This is a genomic window from Spirosoma flavum, assembly GCF_042686045.1.
GTDB classification, from domain to species: Bacteria; Bacteroidota; Bacteroidia; order Cytophagales; family Spirosomataceae; genus Spirosoma; species Spirosoma flavum.
This window is the reverse complement of the sequence record NZ_JBHUOM010000002.1, coordinates 925,560-942,631: the sequence shown is the minus strand read 5'-3', so window position 1 is coordinate 942,631 and position 17,072 is coordinate 925,560. Positions and strand designations below refer to the sequence as shown.

Below are 17,072 nucleotides of genomic sequence, written 5' to 3'. Positions count from 1 at the left end.
GCAACATTCGGCTTTTTGTACTCGTAAAATAGAATAGGTGAGTCTTTTTGCTCATCCATCAACTTCTATGAAACAACGTATTGTGAACAACACTCAAAAGAACTTTATTAATCAGTCGCATAGCCGAAACCGATCGTTTCAGTGGTTACTAATGGCGGGATTTATACTGTCGCTGTCGGCCTGTAAGAAAACGACGGACGATGTTATCCCGCAAACAACAGCCACCTCAACCAGCGAAAACCAAACAGTGGATAGCTGGATTCTGGCAAACATGCGGGAAGTGTATTATTGGAACGACAAAATTCCGGCTAACCCAGACACTACGCTGGCGCCTGATGTTTTCTTTGATTCCATTTTGAATACCTACGACGCCACAACCAACCCAACAGGCGACCGTTTTTCATGGATTGAAAATGACGCTACTACGTTGACAGCCGAACTAAGTGGACAAAGCACCACAACGGGTATGGATTATAATCTGTATCTACGTGCGTCGGGCTCAACCGGGGTCATTGCACAGGTTCTCTATGTTTTGCCCGGCTCTCCGGCGCAGCAGGCAGGACTAAAACGGGGTGATATTATCTCAAAAGTAAACGGCCAGTTGCTAAACACGACCAACTACTCTGATCTATTATTTACGGGCACTACCTTTACGTTTGGGTTGGCCACCGTGAGCGGAACGTCGCTGGTCGATTCAGACAAAACAGTTACCGTAACAGAAACAGTGTTTCAGGAGAATCCGGTATTTTTGGACTCTGTGTATACGGTCGGCAGCAAAAAAGTTGGCTATCTGGTCTACAATCAGTTCGTTCCGGGTGCCAATGGTAGCACCGCCAACGAGTATGATGCGCAGGTAGATGCGGTTTTCAGTAAATTCAAAGCGCAGGGTGTTAACGAACTGGTACTGGACTTGCGCTACAATCCCGGTGGTTATACGTCCTCATCGGCTAATCTGGCCAGCCTGATTGGCAAAGGAATCAGTTCAAATCAGCTGTACTTCCGTGAAGAGTGGAATGCCACCATTACACCTGAGTTACAGAAAGAATATGGCAGCAGTTTCTTTGTCACGAATTTTCTTGACAAGGCGCAGAATATTGGCGGTAGCCTCTCGCGGGTATTTGTGCTTACTACTGACCACACAGCCTCGGCCAGTGAACTTATCATTAATGGATTACGGCCTTATATGACTGTATCAACCATTGGTACAACTACGTATGGAAAAAATGTTGGCTCCATTACTATCACCGACGACACCGGCAAGATAAAGTGGGGAATGCAGCCTATTGTCTTCAAATCCTATAATAATGCGGGGCAATCAGACTACTCAACTGGCTTTACACCTACTGTAGAAGTCGATGAGCCCATTAGTCTGCTACCCTTGGGCGACGTCAACGAGCCCTTATTAAATGAAGCTCTTTATCAGATTTCGGGCAATAGCGCCAGTGGCCGAAAAGCCGTTGCTGTTCGAAACCCACTTTTATCGATGGGCTCCTCTATTCAGCGGAAGGCGGGTGCTCACTCGATGATCCGAACGCTCAAAACCCTGAAATTTTAGGTGAACTATTTTTAATGCCATTCCAACGACTACGGAACAAAGAGGGTCTTTGTTCCGTAGTCGTTTCACTTTTCTGGCAAAGCTTTCATCTATATGGAAACAATTAAGAATTTTTATGAACCCGGCACGTTGGTATGTAAGGCCCATTTGACGTAATTTTGCCCGACCCATTTGATCACCCATCTCTATAAGTCAGCTTGGGAGCTGACTTATAAGTGATAGCAAGAGGCTTCTTTCTGGGCTGATTCATACTGGTCAGGATGGCAAAACCGTCGTTCTTAACTCAAATTGGTATAACTTTACGTTTTAGTTCGTTTACGCTCTTTTTCATGATTCATTTACCATTTCGATTTCTTTCGGCAACTGACTCTCAGCCGCAACTTGTATCTTCAGAGACATCGCCCTCTCCCGTAACCAAGAAAACTAAGAACCAACAGCGCATTAACTGGGCGCTGGGTGTTCTTTCTATCGGCTGGGCTGGTTTGCTAGTCGGCTGCGGTGGCTCGACCACGGTATCCGTCCTGGGCGACTGGACTGTTAAATCTGAATTTGAGGGAGTAGCCCGCTCAGGCGCTGCCAGCTTCGTTATCAACAGCATTGCTTACATGGGCACAGGCCGCGATGCCAGTAACCAACGGCTTCAGGATTTTTGGGCCTATGACCCCGGCAAGAACGCCTGGTCGCAGAAAGCTAATTACGGTGGTGCTGCCCGCTATTCGGGTATCGGTTTTGCCATTGGCAACAAAGGGTACATCGGCACTGGCATTAACGTCAATAGTGATAAGCTGAAAGACTTCTGGGCTTATGATGCTGGAACTAATATCTGGACAAAGGCAGCTGATTTTGGTGGAACAGCGCGCTACGGCACGATGGCCTTTACAATAGGAACCAAAGGATATGTTGGCACCGGTAACGATGGTAACTACCTAAAAGACATGTGGGCCTATAACCCAACGGCTGATACCTGGACGAAAGTAGCCAGTTATGGCGGGGCAAAACGCATTAGTGCTGTAGCATTCGTTATTGATGGCAAGGCGTATGCTGGTACAGGTAATAACAACGGAACAGCCCAACGGGATTGGTACGTGTATGATCCTACAACGGATGTATGGACCCAAAAACTTGACTTTCTAACGGATCAAGCCGTTCAGCGCAGTAATGCCGTCGCCTTTGCCATTAATGGCAAAGGGTATCTTACGCTTGGTGATGCTAACACTGTTCTTTGGCAGTATGATCCCACAACGGATCTCTGGACAACCTTAGGATCGTTTGAGGGAGCTAACCGAAGCTACGCTGTTGCCTGGGCCATTGGCACAAAAGGCTATGTAACAACAGGGCTAAACGGAACGACTCCTTTCGATGATTTATGGGATTTCGACCCAACAATAGAACAGGTATTGTAACGTGCAGAATGCCACAACCGATACTAGCCAACTAACACGTACGAATTTGATTCGCAAGGGGTTACTTCTGGTTATACTTGGACTGGCTATTATAACGGCCTACCTCATTTATCAGCGCAAAAACCCTTATCATGTTCAGGTTTTTGCGACAACTGGTGGTTGGGGGTATACAATATTAAATAACGGAAAGCTACTCATCCATCAGCCTACGATTCCGGGTCAGCCCGGAATCGTAGGCTTTGCTACCGAAGCAGAAGCCCAGCGGGTTGGTGAGCGGGTAGTTGAGAAAATACAACAGGAAAAGGCCTTGCCTACCCTGACGAATGACGAATTGCGCCAGTTAGGCGTAAAAATTCCCTGAATTATTTGCTTATGCGTACTCTCTGGTACGCCGGTTTGCTTTGGCTGGCCGGTATAGTGCTATTTGCTTGCCAATCGGGCGATCTCAATGTGGGACAGTCTGTTATAAATCCGCAGGAGTTAACAGTTCAGTCTGTTGATTCGGTAACGATTCAGACATCGACGGTTATGCGGACTGACTCGTTCTTGACATCGGGCGATGCCAACATAGCCGTTGGCTACTGGAATGACGCGCAAGTTGGCAAACAAAGTGCCCAAAGTTTTGCGGCACTCGATTACCCAGGAAATTCATTGGTCTCGCAGACAAACCTGCGGTTAGACTCTTTAGTGTTGGAGTTAGGTTATTCATTTACGTATGGCGACACGACCTCGGCTTTTGATATGAGCGTTTACCGCCTGAGTAAACCGATGCCTGCTCAGGTCTACTACAGCACCAGTACGATTGGCTATGATACTAAGCCACTCATGCAGAATACATTTGTTCCCCACCAATTAAGTGGTACCCGTCTGGTCCAGATGCGTGTGCCAACTGATCTGGCCCAGGGCTTATACGACAAACTTATCAGCGGGGAGATTGCGGATAACATCACGTTGAATGATTTTTTGGCGGGGTTTGCCTTTATCAGTAAATCAACGGCCAATACATTTGTTGGGTTCACAACCAGCCCTACGGTAAGTGGTATGCGGCTCTATTACCATGATACGGATGTCAACAAGACGGCGGCAACACTCTTGTTTCCGATTACGTCGCTGCACTTTACAAAACTACAAAACGACCGGACCGGCACGCCATTAAGTGCCCTGAAAAACCGTTCTGATGCGGTTAGTAGCCGCCTGACTGATAGGACTACATTTGTATCGGTGGGAGCCGGGCTTCAAACTCGTATAGAATTTCCGTATCTGAATGGTTTTTTCCGGCCAGAGACGTTCGCCGATTTAAACAGAGCGCTTCTGATTATTAGTCCCGTTCGGCGCGATTTACTCGATAATAATCCGCCCCCGGTGGGACTGCAACTCTACCAGACCAATAATCAAAATGAGCTTATCGCTACGATACCTGGAGGTACAACTGGCAGTGATGTAGCTGGAGCAGGCTATTCTATTGATAGGACAGCGTTGTTATTGAATGATGCTTATACCATTGATTTAACGTATTATATCGGCCAGATTATCAAGAAAAAAGCCTTGAGCCAGCCGCTTTTGCTAACAATTCCCAGTTCATCCACTGGGTTTACGGTGAAATCATTACTACAGCGTGTAACGCTTGGTGACCAACTACGGCCTAACGACCAGGTACAGTTAAAACTGTTTATGACCTCAGGGACGTAAGATAATAATTAGGATGCAACACAGAAAGGGGGTGGTGTCAGATTCTCAAATCTGACACCACCCCCTTTCTGTTTTATAAGCCTGTTAAGGTATAAATTGCCCCCTTTTGGGTACTAAACGACGTTACATAGCCCAAATCGGTTGCTGTTGACTCCGATTTTGCCCCCTGTACGCGTATAGGTCGGCTAGTTCTAATTTTGCAAGGTTCGCCATTCAGTGATTTGACACTAGCAGAAGTTAGTAGACGGTTCTTCCACTGCATCGCCACCTCGAAACCACCCCGTGCTTTTAAGCCACTTACCCGACCTTCTTTCCAGGCATCCGGCAAAGCCGCTAATAGGTGGATATCATTTAGGTGACTTTGAATCAACATTTCAGCCATGCCCGCCGTACCACCAAAATTGCCATCAATCTGAAATGGTGGATGGGCATCGAAGAAGTTAGGATAAGTACCGCCCCCGCCTTTATTCACATAGCTTGTTGCGGTTTGGCCAGTGTATTTCAATAATTCCCGTAAGAGTACGTAGGCATGATTACCGTCCAGCAACCGAGCCCAAAAATTGATTTTCCAGGCCCGACTCCAACCCGTTCCGGCATCGCCCCGAAGTTCCAGTGTTTTCTTGGCCGCAGCCGCAAAAGCTGGGGTCGTGACGGGGGAGATTTGCCGACCGGGGTGTAAGCCAAACAGATGTGAAACATGCCGGTGTTGCGGGTCCACATCTTCCCAGTCCTTATTCCATTCCTGAAGATTTCCTTTATGACCGATGTGCAATGGGTAAAACTGCTTTCTTTTTTCGATGAGCAACTGACGAAATTCAGGCTCAATTTGTAAGGCTGTAGACGCATCGATCAGGTTAGTAAACAAATCCCACATGATCGACATATCCATTGTAGTCGCTACCGAAATGGATGAAGGCTGGCCTTTTGCGTCAATAAAATCATTCTCCGGCGATACCGACGGAGACACAACTAAGTAGCCGTCTTTGTCTGCTACAAGCCAGTCTAAATAAAACTGGGCTGCTCCTTTCATGATGGGATAGGCACTTTCCTTCAGAAATTTCTTGTCTCCCGTAAATCGATAGTGCTCCCACAGGTGCTGACATAACCAACCCGCCCCCTGATTCCAGTTGGCCCATTTAGGATCGCCCTGCCCACGATCACCCACCGGATTAGAGATGGCCCAAATGTCGGTGTTATGATGCGCCACCCAGCCCTTCATGTTATAAAACTCCTTCGCCGTTACAGCACCGGTTTTTGCCAGTTCCCCAATAAAACTCAATAACGGCTGGTGCAATTCGGAAAGGTTCGTAACCTCAACCGGCCAGTAGTTCATTTGAGTATTGATGTTGATCGTGTAGTTGGAACTCCAGGGTGCCCGTACTTCTTTATTCCAGATACCTTGGAGATTGGCGGGTACATTTGGCACGCGGGAGCTGGAAATCAGCAGATACCGACCATATTGGCAATAAAGCGTTTCAATACCAGGGTCATACGCGCCGTCACTATAACCCTGCAAGCGTTTGTCAGAAGGTAAGGCTGCGTTGGCATTGTTGGCAGTAGAATCGGTCAACTGGAACGAGAACCGATTAAAATACAACTGATAATCAGCCATGTGTCGGTTCAGCAAGGCTTGATAATCCGTACCAATTACCCGACTGATAATATCTTCAGCCAGCTTGTTTTCATCTTTCCCGTCTTTGTCAGGGCATTTGTCATACCCGTTGAAACTCGTAGTTGCTGCTACCAACAGCAGCACTTCCGACGCATTGCGGACGTGAATCCCGGCCTTGTCGGTTTGCACAGTTCCACCTTTATTGAGAGCCTTTAAGCGTAGTTGAAACCGCATACCCTTGCAGCCGGTCGTATCTTCGTAGATGATAGGCTGCCGATCTTTGGCATTATAATAGTTAGGATCGACCTGCGTGGGTGCTTTGCCTTTCATAATCCATTCATCTTTTCCAGTGCCGCTATTCTGGAACTGTAGCTGGCTGCTGGTTGACACATCAAAAGTAAGCTGACCGGGTTTACTGGCAGTCAGTCGAATAACCATAACCCGGTCGGGCGCAGACGTAAATATCTCCCGTTTATAGACTACGCCATTCACCGTAAACCGAGTGGTAGCCAACGCTTTCTGAATATCTAAATCCCGATAATAGGCCGACGGGCTTGCTCCTTTAAAATTCTGTTTCAGCAATAGGTCACCCAACGGCATGTAAGATTGGGTATACAATCCCTGCATATGTTTGACCAAATCCACGGCCTGCTTGTAGTTTTCCTGCGCCAATGCCTGCCTGACTTTAGGCAGATAGGTAGGCGATTCAGGGTTGACATTTCCACTAACCGGACCGCCCGACCAGAGTGTACTCTCGTTGAGTTGAATTAATTCGTTATCTACATTGCCAAAAACCATGGCCCCAATGCGGCCGTTGCCAACGGGTAAAGCCTCGGTCCAGACAGCAGCCGGTTGGTTGTACCACAGTTTTAAATTCGGTTGGGCCAGTGAAGGCGTAGAAAAAGCAAGAAACAGAAACAACCAGCGGTTTTGGTTCATAGGTAGATAAGGTGATTTTTAGGCAAAAATAGGGCAACATCAACTAATTGGCCGACATTATAAGAAAGCAAAGATCACTGGTTTTATCACAAAAACATCCTCTAAAATTTATGACAACTGGCCGTTTTGCGTATAGAGAAAAAATTGAAGTGACTACCTATGCGCAACGAATCGGCAATGGCTCACGTAATTATATTAACAAGTGCAATACAGCTTTAACGCTCTTATTACGTCCTGTTTAGTCTTTACATACACTATACAAGGCATATGACAAGCCATAGGAAGCCGTAGAATTTGTCTGTAATCCGCGTTAAAAGAGCTTAAAAAACAGTCTGGCAAGCCCATTTGCCACAAAACTCAATAGTACGATGCCCTACCTGTACGTTACCTTCTTAACCCGTGAAACAGCGGATAAACTGAATAAGCCAGAAGATGAATCGTACACTCATGCCAACCGAAGTTACTCAGCCTACTCTTGCGACTGCTTCAACACTACAGGTTTTGCTATCGCAGTCTGAAGACGATTTTTACGGAAGCCTGCAACGTATCTGGAACAATGTTGTGAAACTCGAAGATATGGGTATCATTCAGCAGGAAAACGACAAATTCATGTATGCTTACCGCTTCGCCGAAGCTGAATTACAACGAGCTTATTTAGGGCAAACAGACACAGGCGTATCTGCACAAATCCAGTAATTCCTTGCTTTTTCGAGCCTATGAAAACCTACCAGAATGAACACATTACGGTTAGTGTCGATTGCAGTGTACATCTGTTGCAGCAAACATGGACGGGATTACCAACCAGCGAAAACTTCCGGGATGGATCGTTGGCTACAATGGCTTTGGCCAAACGCCATCAGGTGAAACGATGGTTAATTGATTTGAGACAGTTGCGTCTATTTAATCCAATGGACATACATTGGTTTATACGACAATGGTTGCCACAGGCCAACCCCGGCTTACTTCGACAAGCTCGAATAGCTATTATCCTGAATGATCTTAACCAGTTTTCCAAATTGGGAGCAGACTTGATACTCAGAGCATCAACCACGATGAATGATGGATTGACATGCCGCTATTTTATTGATGACAATGACAGCCGACAATGGGTTTTACATAATTCATAAACTCTGCGGCCATTGCCCTTTGTATAGGGAAGACTGAAAGGGCTTCATCAGCTATTGGGGTTAAATCTGGTAAAGAAGATACCCTGACCTACCAGTAAAATAGCTTCCGCACCCATTGTATCTTCTCTGCAACGGATGCTGTCCGTCTGACGTATTGTCAAATACCGGTCTGAAACTGAGGACACTAAATAGCTTATTCATACTGCGCACTCGCGGCCTTAAAAAGCCATGTGACATCTGGAAATCAAGTAATGACTGGCCTTTAAAATGATATCAACTAAATGAAAATCAATTAGTTATTTATTCTATCATCAGACTACACCCGACGCCGTTTTACCTAAGTAATACTGTTCGGTTAAAGGAACATCTTTGTCTTATAGGCGCATCTATTATATAAAATCAATTTCGCCTGTAAGTCGATCAAGTAGCAATATTTATCACTTGCTGTATGCGTATATTTAAGCTTGTATTTTCTTTGATTAAAGAATAATAGTTCGCTCAGCACTATCACTAAACAAGATGTTAGCCGTTTATCAACGAGAATTTAATTTCGCTCCTAAGAAATACGCAAAGCAGTCAGTCGTACCCAGTTGAATGAACAGACGATTTAGAACGACTTGTTTATGCGCATATTTACGCTTCTAAGCTGGCTTCTCGCCATGGGATTGCCCTTTACATCAAAAGCTACCCATCAGGTTGGTGGACAGTTGGAGATGCGGGCGGTTGGTGATGTACCGGGGCATTATCGCATCATTGTTGCGCAATATTTAGAAAGTGGTGCGAGTGCCGATCGTCAGGCTGGTGGCACACTGGGTATATTCCGAAAAAGCGATAATGTGCTGATGATGAGGTTTACAACCCGTGAAACCGGGCAACGGCAACCGGTAATCTACGCCAATGAATTTTGCGCTGAACAGCGTAATCTGAAGTTTATCGTCGCCACGTTTGAGGCTGACATTCAGCTTACACCTGCTGATTACGATGATGTTCAGGGCTATTATATATCTTATCAGACACGCAACCGAAACGGCGGTATCAACAACATAGTTAATCCCATTCAAACGGGTTATACATTCTACCTTGAGTTTCCTGCCCTGTTGCAAAACAGTCAGTTATTCCCAAATTCATCGCCCCATTTTGGTTCAATAAACGGCGAATACGTTTGTATAGGAGACCCTTTTACCTTTCCTTTCGGCGGCACCGATCCCGACGGCGACGAACTGCGGTACTCCATGGTTACACCCCTCAATCAAAAAGGTGCAACCGGTCAAAATGGTGGACAAAATGCAGTTTCACCGGCTCCCTACCCAGACGTAAGCTGGGCATCAGGATTTGGTGCCGACAATGCCATTCCGGGTAGTCCTACGCTGAGTATAGATGCCCAGACGGGACAGCTGTCAGTAACCGCAACCCAGTTGGGCTTATTTGTATTTGCGGTGAAAGTAGAAGAATACCGTAATGGTGTGAAAATTGGTGAAGTAAGGCGAGATTTTCAATTTCTGGTTGTTGATTGCCCACCCCAAACTACGCCAGATCCAGCCGTGCAGATTAAGAACCGGCCTAAAAACCCAACGACCACGATCTGTCAGGGCGATTCGGCCATTCTGACGGCAGCCGCAAATGCCAATTGGAATTATCAATGGCGCCGAAATGACATTAATATTAGCGGAGCAACCAGTTCGTCACTAGCAGTGCGGGAATCTGGTCAATATACTGTAATTGTTTCGCAAAAAACGACATGCAGTAAAGCGGGCAATTCAGAGGTTCTGAGTATAAATGTAATTGGTAGTAGCGCCAGTGTCTCCGCTACCGGGCATCTATGCGCAACAACTGGTTCTATAAAAATAACCGCGACGGGCGACCCGGACGTTACCTACCAGTGGTATCAGGATAATAGAGTATTGACGGGTCAGACAACGGATTCGCTTCGGGCTACTCAGGCAGGTCATTATTGGGCTATTCTGACCTATACTACGTTGGGATGCAAAGTTCGTACCGACACGGCAATACTTGATCGGTCGCCCACGGTAGTGGCCACTATTAAGTCGTCTTCAGGTTTCAATCGAATTTGTCCTCAAGATTCTCTCCCCTTACTTGGCAGTGGCGGACTAAGTTATCGCTGGCAAAAAGACGGAACGAACGTTGGCAATAGTGGGTCGAAGTTTGTCGTAAAAACGGCTGGAATCTATAGCGTAACGGCCACTGACATATATGGTTGTGAAGGCACATCAGACCCGGTTGCTATAACTCAACTAGCGCCTATTAGTGTTAGCCTTGATTCAATTCCGGGTGTTTGTGGTATAGATGGGTTGGCACATATACTAACTGGCAGCCCATTGGGGGGCCAATTTGCCGGTACAGGTGTTGTTGGCAACATATTTAGTCCGAGGCTGGCTGGCGTAGGGGATTACGCTGTAACCTACACGGTAAAAGCATCTCCCGAATGCGCAGGAGTGGTAGCCACTCGCCTAGCCGTTGTGGCCCCCATACCAACCATTAAACTAGTCGATTCCCTGACAACTTATAAAGGAAATACGTTTTCGCTGAATCCGGTGTACACCGGCAATCCAACTCAGTTTCAGTGGGTAAGCTCCAGGTATTTAGACAATGCCAATGTAGCTAACCCGTTGATAACCGCCATTGCCGATGATATTACCTATACGCTGGATGTAAAAAACAGTACTGGCTGTGAAGTAAATGACACGATTCATATCAAAGTTTACGCGCGCGTGTGGGTTCCAGATGCGTTCTCGCCCAATGGTGATGGCCTGAATGACGTTTGGGAGTTGCCTGGAATCGAAGCCTTCCCCGATGCTATTGTGACGGTTTTTAACCGTTGGGGAGAAGTTATTTATTCGTCCGGCAAGGGCTATACAAATCCATTCGACGGAACGCTAAACGGAACCTCCCTGCCATCTGGTGTATACGCCTACTCACTTGATACCATACCTAAAAAGCCTCCCATACGAGGTCAATTAGTGCTGATACGGTAGTTTCAGAATCTTACTGTGCGTTAGTACTATATAACCGCTCGTCTCTTTACAGCGTGCGGCTCTTGCGACCAGGCCCCCAGATGGCCCGACCCGGAAACACATTGGTATGTTCACCATCTTTCAACACAAGTTTGCCGTTAACAAGCACGTGTTGAACACCCACTGCGTATTGAAACGGATCGGCGAATGTAGCTTTGTCCGCAATAATAGCCGGGTCGAATATGACTACATCAGCGAAATAACCGGCGCGTAACAACCCCCGATTCGGTAACTTATGGTTGGTGGCAGGCAGACTCGTCAACCGGCGAATGGCTTCTTCAAGCGACATAACGTGCTCATCACGAACGTACTTACCAAGCAACCGGGCAAAGTTGCCGAACGTGCGGGGGTGAACGACACCAACGTCTTTAAGATCAACCGGAATAGAAGGAGCATCGGAGCCAAAGGACACCCAAGGCTGACTTATGCCTTTTTTTACGTTCTCTTCTGACATCAGAAAATACGTTGTCTCAACGCGGCTTTTATCAGCTACGATCAAATCCATAACCGTTTCAATAGGATCTTTATGCCAGATCGCAGCTATCTGCCCAAGTGTTTTTCCATTGTATTTTTTTAGGGAATCAGCTTCAAAAGCCGTTAGCAGGATATTGTCGGTTGAGCCCGCTAATTGAAACATGTTTTCCCAGTCCTTTCCACTTTGCCGAACTTCAGCGGCTAGTTTTTGGCGTGTAGCAGGATCTTGCAGTCGTTTCCAGCCCGCCATAAACCCACCATTGAACAGATAGGGCGGCAGGCAGGATGTTAGACCCGTGGCCCCGGCAGTATAAGTATACATGTCAGCGGTTACGTTCTGTCCCTGCTTGCGAGCGTTGTTAATCAGCGTAATAGTCGACTCCATTCTTGGCCAGTTCCGCTGTCCCGACGCCTTAAAATGATATAATTCAACGGGAACACCAGCTTCCCGCCCAATCTTGAGCAACTCCTTCACCCCCTCTTCGAGACGATCTCCTTCACTGCGAATGTGGGCAATATAGCGACCACCGTAACGCCCGGCTTCTTTACAAAGGGCAATGAGTTCGTCGGTATCAGCGAAGGTATTAGGTGGATAAATGAGCGCCGTAGTGATGCCCAGAGCACCTTCTTGCATTGCCTTACGAACAATCGCCCGCATCTGATTCAACTGTGCGGGTGTTGGTTTTACGTTGGCTTCGCCCAGCAGACTCTCCCGAACCTGCCCAGCACCGAGGTACGACGCGATGTTAGGCGTAATTCCTTTTTGCTGCAACTTGACCATAAAATCGGCCAGCGTCGTCCAGTTGCAGGTCATGTTATACGGTTTCAGAGACAGATTGACTTGCTGCCGCATGGCGTCAGTATTAACGGGTCCCCACGAAATTTCACCGAATACTTCAGTCGTAACCCCCTGTTTAATGTCGCTCATCGAATGACCATCGCGTAAGAGTTCTAACCCGGTGTGCGACAGTACATTAATAAACCCAGGCGCTACAGCCTTACCCTTTGCATCAATAATAGTTGTGGCTGTTGCATTGGTCAATTTGCCAACCGCAACCACGCGATCACCCCGAATGCCTACGTCACCCGGCTGGGGCGGTTGCCCTGAGCCATCGTAAATCAACCCATTACGGATAAGTATGTCGAAATGGGTGCCTGCCGTTTTAACCGGCTGTGCAAATGAGTGGCCCAGACTGGCCATAATTAAGGCAAGGAGAAGTATAAATCGCATGGTAGGTTGTTTGGTAATCCAAGGTAGCATTTGGGTAGCAAAACACCTGATTGTCTGACAATTGATTCTTTATTTTATTGGTTAGAGCCAATAATTTCGTCTATAAAAACAAATTCCGGTACGGACTGAATTAATTCAGTCCGTACCGGAATAGTATAGTTACTGCTTCTGGAATCTAAGCCATAAATTAGGCTTGCTTCGTCAGTTGAATATTCAATACCAATTTAACATCGTCACTAACAACAACGCCACCGGCTTCGGTTACTCCATCCCAGGTCAGGCCAAACTCTTTACGCTTGATTGTGCCCGTGGCTTCAAAACCAGCTTTGGTCTGTCCGTAAAAATCCTGCATCTGACCGCCGTATTCAACCTTTAACGTTACCGGCTTTGTAACGCCGTGAAGCGTCAGATCACCCGTGACCGAATAGGATTCATCGCCCGTTTTCGTCATCGATGTTGATACAAACATTAATTTTGGAAATTGTTCAGCATCAAAGAACTCAACCGATTTCAGGTGACCATCACGCTGTTCGTTGCCCGTACTGATGCTGCTTATATCTGCCGAAAACGAGATTTTAGCTCCATCAAAATCATCACCTACAGTCTCTACGTGCCCTTCGTACTGACCGAACGAACCCGTTACGGTCGAAATAACAAGGTGCTTTACTTTAAACTGTACTTCAGAGTGTGTAGGGTCAATAGCCCAGGCAGTTGCTGTTGTTTGTTGCGTTTCCATTGGTTTAAGAATTTTCTTATTACGTGTAAAAGTATTTGATGTATATACATTTAATTGCAGTGAATTGTTTCACTACCTGCATTATATAATTAATTTTTTTTCGTCAGATACGTTTTCTGCCTGAATTGGCCGCTTTTAGGAATTACTTTATGAGCATAATTGCAGCCATTATCTCGATACCGTCCCAGAGATACTGAACCTTAACGTTCTCATTTTCAGCATGCTGATTATTGTCATAATTAACAACAGGCACCGACACTACATTGGCACTCAGCACCTTATCGAAAAGGTACAGCGGCAAACTACCACCCGACGAGGGCGATAACACGATAGGATCAGGACTGGTTGTTTGCACAGCGGCAATAACTTCCTGAGCAATAGGCAAATCCATGGGAGTCCGCTGTGCATTGTAGCCGTGTCCAGTACTGATTTTAATAAGTTTCGGATACTGCTGCCGTTCGGCATCGGTAGGCTCATGGTCGAGAACATGGTATCCCTGAGCACGTATATGGTCAGTAACGCGCCCGATCTGTCGCGTCGCGTCATTCCCGCGAACGAGTCGCAAATCGAGCACGGCTTCCGCTTTAGTTGGAATAATATTGCCGGCCATTGCTCCGACATTTGCACTTTGAATGCCATTGATGTTCAACGTGGGGCGCATCAGCAACTCCACAAACGGCATACCATTGCCATCGGGTTGGGCAATGCCTAATTCCTTTTTTAGAGCCGCTTCCATATTCGGCACTTTAGCCAAAGCCTGTTTTTCGCTGGCCGTCAGCGGCACCACATCATCATAAAAGCCCTTAATAATAACTTGATCATTATCATCTTTCATGCTGGCCAGCAGTTTCACCAAACGCATAGCCGGGTTAGGTGCCCAGTTACCATAATTACCACTGTGAAGCGGACGTTTTGGTCCATAGACAGTCAAGTTCACATTTACATCGCCCCGAACCCCGAATTGCACGACGCGTTTTCCCGATATGTGACGAGGCCCATCGGCAATAATCCAGAGGTCGCTGGCCAATTTATCGCGGTGTTTATCGAAAATCTCTCCCAGGTGCGTAGAACCAACTTCCTCTTCGCCTTCGAAGAAAAATTTCAGGTTAGACGTAAGGGCAATTTTGCTCTTTACCAGCGCATCGTAAGCATTCAGAATAGTCATTACACCCGCTTTATCGTCTGCACTACCCCGCCCCGAAAGTCGCCAGGCTGGATCAATTGGGTCACCCGATTTATAGGTTGTCACGATTTTACCTCCCTGTTCAGCAGGAGCCGTGATAAAAACAGGTACAAAGGGTTGTAACCCCTCAGCCCATTGTTTAGGATTGACAGGCTGACCATCATAATGAGCATAAAAAACAAGGGTCTTCTTCGCACCCGGCACCCTAACTTCACCAAATACAGCGGGCGTAGTACCCGGAGTAGGCCCGTTGAGCAGTGTTCCCGAAATACCCCGTTTCTTCATCATCTGTAGGATAAAGGCCGCATTTTTCCGGATATCAACTGAATCTGACGAGACGTTTGGAATGGACAGGAACTCTCTATACTCATCCATTAAGGCCGTTTCCTGAGTCTGACGGTACTCTCGAACGCGTTGTTGAGTAGACTGAGCGTTGGCTGAAAAAGTGATAACAAACGCTAAAAAAAGGCTATATTTCACAGACATAATAAATATTTAATTGGGTTGTATACTAGATTAAGATTGCCTTGTTTACCGTTCTGTGGTGCCGTTACTCAGCCCTTCTGGGGCTTTGGCCAGTTCAAGACCAGAAATAGTTAGTTTGGCCACTTTACCCTGGGTGTTGAGCACAAAACTGACCGGCTCTTTACCGTTCCAGAATTGATCGTAGGTTAGTCGAAACGTGTCGAAATTCCAGTGATCCAGATAACCCGTCATTACATTATTGAGCGATGTGTAAAGTTTGCCGTCTCGCAATGTCACATCGGCCTTGCCATAGAGCGGGTCGGTGTAGGAACCCACATAAGCCGTTAGCGGTAGTGATGGTTTTGTGTTTAGCACGCGTGTACTATCGGCTTTGCGCTCGGCTAGTTTTCCCTTTTGCTTTATTCCACCGTAGAGTTTCTGAAATTCTGCGCTCCAGTCGCGGCTCAGGCCCAGGCCAAATTCATCGAACGCCCGCAACATCAGTGCATGACGCAGTTCGGCATGATCGAGGTTACCCTGCACATATACGGCTAGTTTCTGATCGGGCAATTGCCCATGAATAGCGACCATCCCGGTTAAGCTTCCTGTATGAAAATTAATTCGATGCCCCCGGTAATCCTGCTGAAACCAACCAAGTCCGTACGTCTTCCAGACGGGTTTAGTGAGTTGCTGAGTTGGATAGAATTCGCTATCGGTCACCAGTGTTTGTGGTTTGAATAACTCCGCCCAAGTAGCGGGTTTTAGCAGAACTTTACCGTTATAGCGTCCGCTGTCAAGCATACATATCATCCAGGCCGTAACATCGTCGGGGCACGTCCACACCGACCCGGCTGGACCAACGGCATCAACCAATCCTTCTTCTTTCAGGCTGTTAACAGCCCGAATTGTATCGTTACGTTCAACGTGCGGCTTGGCGCGGTTAGGGTCCGTCACATCAGCAAAGTGTGCTCTTGTTCGGCTCATACCAAGCGGGTCGAAAATGCGGGTACGAATAAAGACATCCCACGGCATTCCGCTAACTTTCTCAAGCACTTTGCCAGCCGCTAAATACATAATGTTCTGATAAATGAAACTTGACCGCAAGGAATACGACGGTTTCACAAGTCGCACCCGATGCAGAATTTCGTCAGGCGTTACTTGCATCGCGGCCCAAAGCACATCGGCGTTACCAACCCCGGTGTTATGGATCAACAAGTCACGTACCCGCAGTTCTCGCGTAACCGCAGGATCGTACAATTGAAAATCGGGCAGATAATTCGTAACAGGGTCATCCCAGCGTAGTTTTCCCTCGTCTACCATCATTCCAAGGCAGGCCGCGGTCATGGCCTTTGTCGTCGAAGCCATTGCAAAGAGGGTTTTTGTATCAACCGTTTCAGGCTGGCCAAGTACCCGAACGCCGTACCCTTTCTTGAATACTACTTTCCCATCTTTCACAACTGTCACGGTTAAACCCGGCACCTTCCATTCCCGAACGGCCTGTTGCGCATACGCATCATACCGGGCGACAGGGTCAGAGGTGGTCTTCTTAGATTGGGCAAAAAGAGAATGAGAGATACAAACAGTAAGCAGTAGCGCAAAAAGGAGGAGATTATTTTTCATACGAGG

Annotated in this window: 12 protein-coding genes; 7 read left to right on the top strand and 5 right to left on the bottom strand. The window is 47.0% G+C overall.

Going from position 1 to position 17,072, the window contains the following annotated elements; genetic code table 11:
- Window positions 1-67 precede the first annotated feature (67 nt).
- The 4 genes from ACFS25_RS09445 (at window position 68) to ACFS25_RS09430 (ending at window position 4,647) form a co-directional block, all read left to right on the top strand.
- The gene (locus ACFS25_RS09445) at window positions 68-1,555 is read left to right on the top strand and encodes a S41 family peptidase (RefSeq protein WP_381499156.1); all 1,488 of its coding nucleotides are present in this window, start codon (window positions 68-70) and stop codon (window positions 1,553-1,555) included.
- Between the two features lie 329 nt (window positions 1,556-1,884).
- On the top strand, window positions 1,885-2,958 hold the full coding sequence (locus ACFS25_RS09440; RefSeq protein WP_381499153.1) for a Kelch repeat-containing protein: 1,074 nt from the start codon (window positions 1,885-1,887) through the stop codon (window positions 2,956-2,958).
- A gap of 46 nt (window positions 2,959-3,004) precedes the next feature.
- The gene (locus ACFS25_RS09435) at window positions 3,005-3,319 is read left to right on the top strand and encodes a DUF4907 domain-containing protein (RefSeq protein WP_381499150.1); all 315 of its coding nucleotides are present in this window, start codon (window positions 3,005-3,007) and stop codon (window positions 3,317-3,319) included.
- Between the two features lie 11 nt (window positions 3,320-3,330).
- Window positions 3,331-4,647, top strand: coding sequence for a DUF4270 family protein (locus tag ACFS25_RS09430; protein WP_381499147.1), 1,317 nt, complete (start codon window positions 3,331-3,333; stop codon window positions 4,645-4,647).
- 73 nt (window positions 4,648-4,720) lie between these two features.
- Here the strand turns inward: ACFS25_RS09430 and ACFS25_RS09425 are convergent, their stop codons facing one another.
- Complete coding sequence (locus tag ACFS25_RS09425) at window positions 4,721-7,198, bottom strand: glycoside hydrolase family 95 protein (protein WP_381499144.1); 2,478 nt, start codon at window positions 7,196-7,198, stop codon at window positions 4,721-4,723.
- A 432-nt stretch (window positions 7,199-7,630) separates the two neighbouring features.
- Between ACFS25_RS09425 and ACFS25_RS09420 the strand changes: the two genes are divergently transcribed.
- From ACFS25_RS09420 to ACFS25_RS09410, 3 genes are all read left to right on the top strand, one after another.
- Window positions 7,631-7,894 carry a hypothetical protein gene (locus ACFS25_RS09420; protein ID WP_381499141.1) on the top strand — a complete coding sequence of 88 codons (264 nt, stop codon included), beginning with the start codon at window positions 7,631-7,633 and terminating at the stop codon, window positions 7,892-7,894.
- A gap of 20 nt (window positions 7,895-7,914) precedes the next feature.
- A complete protein-coding gene (locus ACFS25_RS09415) occupies window positions 7,915-8,325 on the top strand; it encodes a hypothetical protein (RefSeq protein ID WP_381499139.1) in 411 nt (136 codons plus the stop codon).
- Between the two features lie 623 nt (window positions 8,326-8,948).
- Window positions 8,949-11,318 carry a gliding motility-associated C-terminal domain-containing protein gene (locus ACFS25_RS09410; protein WP_381499137.1) on the top strand — a complete coding sequence of 790 codons (2,370 nt, stop codon included), beginning with the start codon at window positions 8,949-8,951 and terminating at the stop codon, window positions 11,316-11,318.
- 46 nt (window positions 11,319-11,364) lie between these two features.
- On the opposite strand, the gene ACFS25_RS09405 is transcribed toward ACFS25_RS09410, so the two are convergent.
- The 4 genes from ACFS25_RS09405 to ACFS25_RS09390 all read right to left on the bottom strand — a co-directional run bounded on the left by ACFS25_RS09405 (window position 11,365) and on the right by ACFS25_RS09390 (window position 17,066).
- Window positions 11,365-13,062: an N-acyl-D-amino-acid deacylase family protein gene (locus ACFS25_RS09405; RefSeq protein ID WP_381499134.1), complete on the bottom strand. Its 1,698-nt coding sequence runs from the start codon at window positions 13,060-13,062 to the stop codon at window positions 11,365-11,367.
- A gap of 187 nt (window positions 13,063-13,249) precedes the next feature.
- A complete protein-coding gene (locus tag ACFS25_RS09400) occupies window positions 13,250-13,798 on the bottom strand; it encodes a YceI family protein (protein ID WP_381499132.1) in 549 nt (182 codons plus the stop codon).
- A gap of 142 nt (window positions 13,799-13,940) precedes the next feature.
- Complete coding sequence (locus ACFS25_RS09395; protein WP_381499129.1) at window positions 13,941-15,467, bottom strand: M20/M25/M40 family metallo-hydrolase; 1,527 nt, start codon at window positions 15,465-15,467, stop codon at window positions 13,941-13,943.
- Window positions 15,468-15,512: 45 nt separating this feature from the next.
- A complete protein-coding gene (locus ACFS25_RS09390) occupies window positions 15,513-17,066 on the bottom strand; it encodes a serine hydrolase (protein ID WP_381499127.1) in 1,554 nt (517 codons plus the stop codon).
- Window positions 17,067-17,072: the final 6 nt, after the last annotated feature.

Coding starts and splice junctions, on each gene's coding strand:
- ACFS25_RS09445 (WP_381499156.1), top strand. CDS start 68: ATGAAACAACGTATTGTGAACAACACTCAAAAGAACTTTATTAATCAG.
- ACFS25_RS09440 (WP_381499153.1), top strand. CDS start 1,885: ATGATTCATTTACCATTTCGATTTCTTTCGGCAACTGACTCTCAGCCG.
- ACFS25_RS09430 (WP_381499147.1), top strand. CDS start 3,331: ATGCGTACTCTCTGGTACGCCGGTTTGCTTTGGCTGGCCGGTATAGTG.
- ACFS25_RS09425 (WP_381499144.1), bottom strand. CDS start 7,198: ATGAACCAAAACCGCTGGTTGTTTCTGTTTCTTGCTTTTTCTACGCCT.
- ACFS25_RS09420 (WP_381499141.1), top strand. CDS start 7,631: ATGAATCGTACACTCATGCCAACCGAAGTTACTCAGCCTACTCTTGCG.
- ACFS25_RS09415 (WP_381499139.1), top strand. CDS start 7,915: ATGAAAACCTACCAGAATGAACACATTACGGTTAGTGTCGATTGCAGT.
- ACFS25_RS09410 (WP_381499137.1), top strand. CDS start 8,949: ATGCGCATATTTACGCTTCTAAGCTGGCTTCTCGCCATGGGATTGCCC.
- ACFS25_RS09405 (WP_381499134.1), bottom strand. CDS start 13,062: ATGCGATTTATACTTCTCCTTGCCTTAATTATGGCCAGTCTGGGCCAC.
- ACFS25_RS09400 (WP_381499132.1), bottom strand. CDS start 13,798: ATGGAAACGCAACAAACAACAGCAACTGCCTGGGCTATTGACCCTACA.
- ACFS25_RS09395 (WP_381499129.1), bottom strand. CDS start 15,467: ATGTCTGTGAAATATAGCCTTTTTTTAGCGTTTGTTATCACTTTTTCA.
- ACFS25_RS09390 (WP_381499127.1), bottom strand. CDS start 17,066: ATGAAAAATAATCTCCTCCTTTTTGCGCTACTGCTTACTGTTTGTATC.